Origin of the sequence: Pectinatus frisingensis (assembly GCF_015732285.1) — a bacterium.
GTDB lineage: Bacteria > Bacillota > Negativicutes > Selenomonadales > Selenomonadaceae > Pectinatus > Pectinatus frisingensis.
In genome coordinates, this window is the sequence record NZ_WIQU01000043.1 from 1 (window position 1) to 3,465 (window position 3,465).

General features: G+C 32.1%; 4 protein-coding genes. 2 read left to right on the forward strand and 2 right to left on the reverse strand.

Annotation, left to right across the window (positions count from 1 at the left end; all coding sequences use genetic code 11):
- Nucleotides 1-8: 8 nt before the first annotated feature.
- Nucleotides 9-308 carry a hypothetical protein gene (locus I6751_RS07970; RefSeq protein ID WP_196599069.1) on the reverse strand — a complete coding sequence of 100 codons (300 nt, stop codon included), beginning with the start codon at nucleotides 306-308 and terminating at the stop codon, nucleotides 9-11.
- A gap of 38 nt (nucleotides 309-346) precedes the next feature.
- Entirely contained in the window at nucleotides 347-1,198 is an 852-nt protein-coding gene (gene dinD / locus I6751_RS07975) for a DNA damage-inducible protein D (RefSeq protein WP_196591387.1), read from the reverse strand.
- Between the two features lie 297 nt (nucleotides 1,199-1,495).
- Between dinD and I6751_RS07980 the strand changes: the two genes are divergently transcribed.
- Both I6751_RS07980 and I6751_RS07985 read left to right on the forward strand, forming a co-directional pair.
- Nucleotides 1,496-2,143: a hypothetical protein gene (locus I6751_RS07980; RefSeq protein WP_196591386.1), complete on the forward strand. Its 648-nt coding sequence runs from the start codon at nucleotides 1,496-1,498 to the stop codon at nucleotides 2,141-2,143.
- A 16-nt stretch (nucleotides 2,144-2,159) separates the two neighbouring features.
- Nucleotides 2,160-3,287, forward strand: a complete 1,128-nt coding sequence (locus tag I6751_RS07985) for a helix-turn-helix domain-containing protein (protein ID WP_196591385.1) — start codon at nucleotides 2,160-2,162, stop codon at nucleotides 3,285-3,287.
- Nucleotides 3,288-3,465 lie beyond the last annotated feature (178 nt).

The following is a 3,465-nucleotide window of genomic DNA, read 5'->3' on the forward strand; positions in this document are numbered from 1 at the left end:
AAACTATTTTACACTACCAAATGGCGTGCCTGGTCCAGATAATGTGCATAGGTTGTTGCCTTAACACTATTTCTTTTATATGTTTCCAAAAACTCAACGGACCATTCTCCAACGGTTAGTTTGCTAGGTGCTATAAAGCTACCCTTATTTACTTCATTAACTTGTTCTATCAAATATTCTCTAGCTATTTTTTCATCATCAAATCGTTTATAATGGCGCTTACCGTCAATATCATAAAAAGCAACCTGCCACTTTTTTCGGGTATTATCAAATGACACTGAACCTTCTCCGTGCTTGCGATTTTTCATTTTATCACCTCTAATTTATATCCCAATTAAAGATTGCATTATTTATTTTCAATATTATTAATTTCATGGTGTTTATTAGGCTGTAATTTTTTAATTTTACTAATACTCGTTTTGGGCGTAGGTAAATCTTCGGGCATTGTACCGCCGAGATTTTTAATGGTTGTTCTAACGGCTTTGCCCACATCATAGTGGGTTTTATTAGCGGCTGTCTTTGAATGTATATTATCACGGCGAAGCTTTTCATCTGTCTGGGTTGCTCTAAATAAATTAGCAGCTAATTCGGTACTCCCCATATGATCTAAAATCTTCTGGGATTTCTTGAGCCCTTTTTTCTCATGTATTTCTTTTTGCCCAAGGCCGCCGTATAGTCCTTGATAACCATTGTTTTGGAATATGGCGAAATCCATAGGTGTTTGCACTCCTGATTCCTGTGCTGCCTCCACTAATGATTTGTTATGCTCAACTAAGTCTCCACGAATTGCTAATCGCTTTTGATCTTCGGTCATTTGATTAAATTCATCAGCAACTTCCTGCTGACGAGTTTTTACAGCAAAATAAGTTTGGGCTAAAGCAATAGCTTTTTTACGGGAATCACCATTCATAGCAATAAGATAGCATGCATATCTGGATAAATGATAGTCTTCTAATTCTCTATAGGCTCCACTACCGAGTTGAACCATTTTGGCGGCATCGACAAAATGGTCAGACTTAGTGTTATCACTAGATTCGCAAGCTGCAATTGCCCGTTTAATAGAAGCTTTGAATTTTCTCCATTCGGTATATTCTAAAACTGATTGTAGCTCTCTTGCGGTCCAATATTCCTGCGCATATTTATTGATATGCTTAATTGATTCAAATAATGTTTCATTAATATGCTCTATATTTGCCATTTATATGCCACCTTTTATGATATATATTGCACCTTCTTCGTGCTTTGTGTTTTTAGACATTATATCACACTATACTATAATGTGTATTTATCTGCTAATAAATAGTACCGTGCTCCATCTGATCTTCTGTAGATACGCGGACGTATATTGCTGCTGTGATAATTTGATTATTGAAATTCAAAATTATGTCTCTCCCTAAGTATTACTTTACTTTTATTAAAAAAATACATAACTGCTTGACTTTAAAAGTAAAGTTATGTATTATAATTATAAAAAAAGTAAAGTGGTGTTGATTTAATGTTTTATACTCGTGAACAAGAAAAAGCTGAAGAAATCTATAATAAAGCCATTTCTACACCAACACGGATAATGATTGCAAACTCTATTTTTTCTGGATGCAAAATTGCTTTAAATATATTTCAGGATAAATCGAATTTACTGATTCCAGGTTCAGCTTATTATGATTCAGCTTTTCGTTTAGGCTTTATTATTAATAAGATTTTGGTGCATCAAATTAATGATAATGAGTTTTGTGAAATATCATATTTCGAGCCAGATCGTGGACATGGGCGACGGACAATTGAATATAAAACAAATAATGTAACTATACAATTGAAGAAAACAAATAAAAGAAATAAGTTACCAGAACCAGCAAAGTATCGCTTAAAAAAAGCTGCTGATAATCAAATGATATTAGATTTTGGAAAAAATTATAATATCGCTGATATGTATATGCTTGTTACATATACACATCGTAGACTAGTTTTAGATTATATTCAAATAGGTATGCCAAATGAGGATTATACAGGTTGGTTAAATTCGTGGGATTTATTGCAATATATACAAAAAGAACAAACAGAAAGAATTGTTCAAAATTATGGGACACAAGTACAAGAGGAATACCAAGAAGCCATTGAAAAAAAATATAAAATTTCATTAAAGTGAAGGATGTTAGGTTACTGTGAAAAAAGTATTGCAGCCAAGAAGAATAAAAGAAGGCAGGCTTTTTAGAAATTTATCACAAGAAAATTTGGCTGATGAATTGGATGTTACTAAACAGGCAATTTCACAATATGAAAATGGAGTAGTAACGCCTAAATCGGAAATTATTTATAAATTAGCTGATGTTTTAGAATTTCCGTTGAACTATTTTTCAAAGGGATATTCAGAAAAAATTATTACACCTATATTTTTTAGAAAACGTAAAACATCAAGGAAGAAATATACTATAATATTTAAGACTTACATAAATTGGATGGTAGATATTTATTCATATATTGAAGAATATTTAAAATTGCCTTCCTTAAATCTAATTAGAAAAACGCATGTTTATTATTCTGACGATGAAATACGAGAAGCCGCTATCGAATTGCGAAGAGCATGGGGATTAGGTAACGGTCCTATAAGTAATGTAACTTTGTTATTAGAAAATAATGGATTTATAATTTCAAAAACAAATTTAACTCCGGAGAAAGTAGATGCGTGTTCTTTATTCTTTACATCAGTAACCCATGAAAAGAGACCGATGATTTTCCTTACGTCAAGTACATCGTCAGTACGTTCAAGACGAGACATTGCACATGAACTTGGACATCAAGTCCTTCATTCATGGATGAGTGTTGAAGACTTTGAAGAAAATGAAGAAATTATCGAACATGAGGCAGACTCTTTTGCAAATTATTTTTTAATGCCTGCTGATGCAATGGAAAGAGAATGTTTTGCCATTGATTCAATAAATTCGCTATTATTAATGAAAAAACGCTGGGGAGCCTCTGCCCAATCAATATTATATTATTTGCACAATTTAGGCTTAATAAGTAATGATGAGTTTGAAAATTTAAAGAATCAAATTTATCGTAAAGGTTGGAGAAAAAAAGAACCGTTCGACGATGAAATAGCACAAGAAAAACCGAATCTTATCCATGATGCAATTACTATGCTAATTGATAATGGGTTAAAGACAGCTAAAAATATATTAGATGATTTAAGTTTACCAGCTAATGATGTAGTGGCCTTGTGCGGAATAAGTAAATCATTTTTTAATGATAATTTAATACAAAAGCCAAAACTATATTTAATAAAAAAATAATGATTTTAGCACATTGGTGATGTATGTACTGCCCCCCATAAGTTAGACCTAGAATTAGTCTAACTTATGGGGGTATCTTTATGGCTAAATATAGTACTGAATTTAAGAAAAAGATTGTAGATGAATATTTGAAAGGGAATATTGGCTATAGAGACTTGTTAGTGTCAATAGTAGTTCG

Excerpts from the sequence above, each read along its gene's own strand:
- dinD (WP_196591387.1), bottom strand. The coding sequence starts at position 1,198 with ATGGCAAATATAGAGCATATTAATGAAACATTATTTGAATCAATTAAG.
- I6751_RS07980 (WP_196591386.1), top strand. The coding sequence starts at position 1,496 with ATGTTTTATACTCGTGAACAAGAAAAAGCTGAAGAAATCTATAATAAA.
- I6751_RS07970 (WP_196599069.1), bottom strand. The coding sequence starts at position 308 with ATGAAAAATCGCAAGCACGGAGAAGGTTCAGTGTCATTTGATAATACC.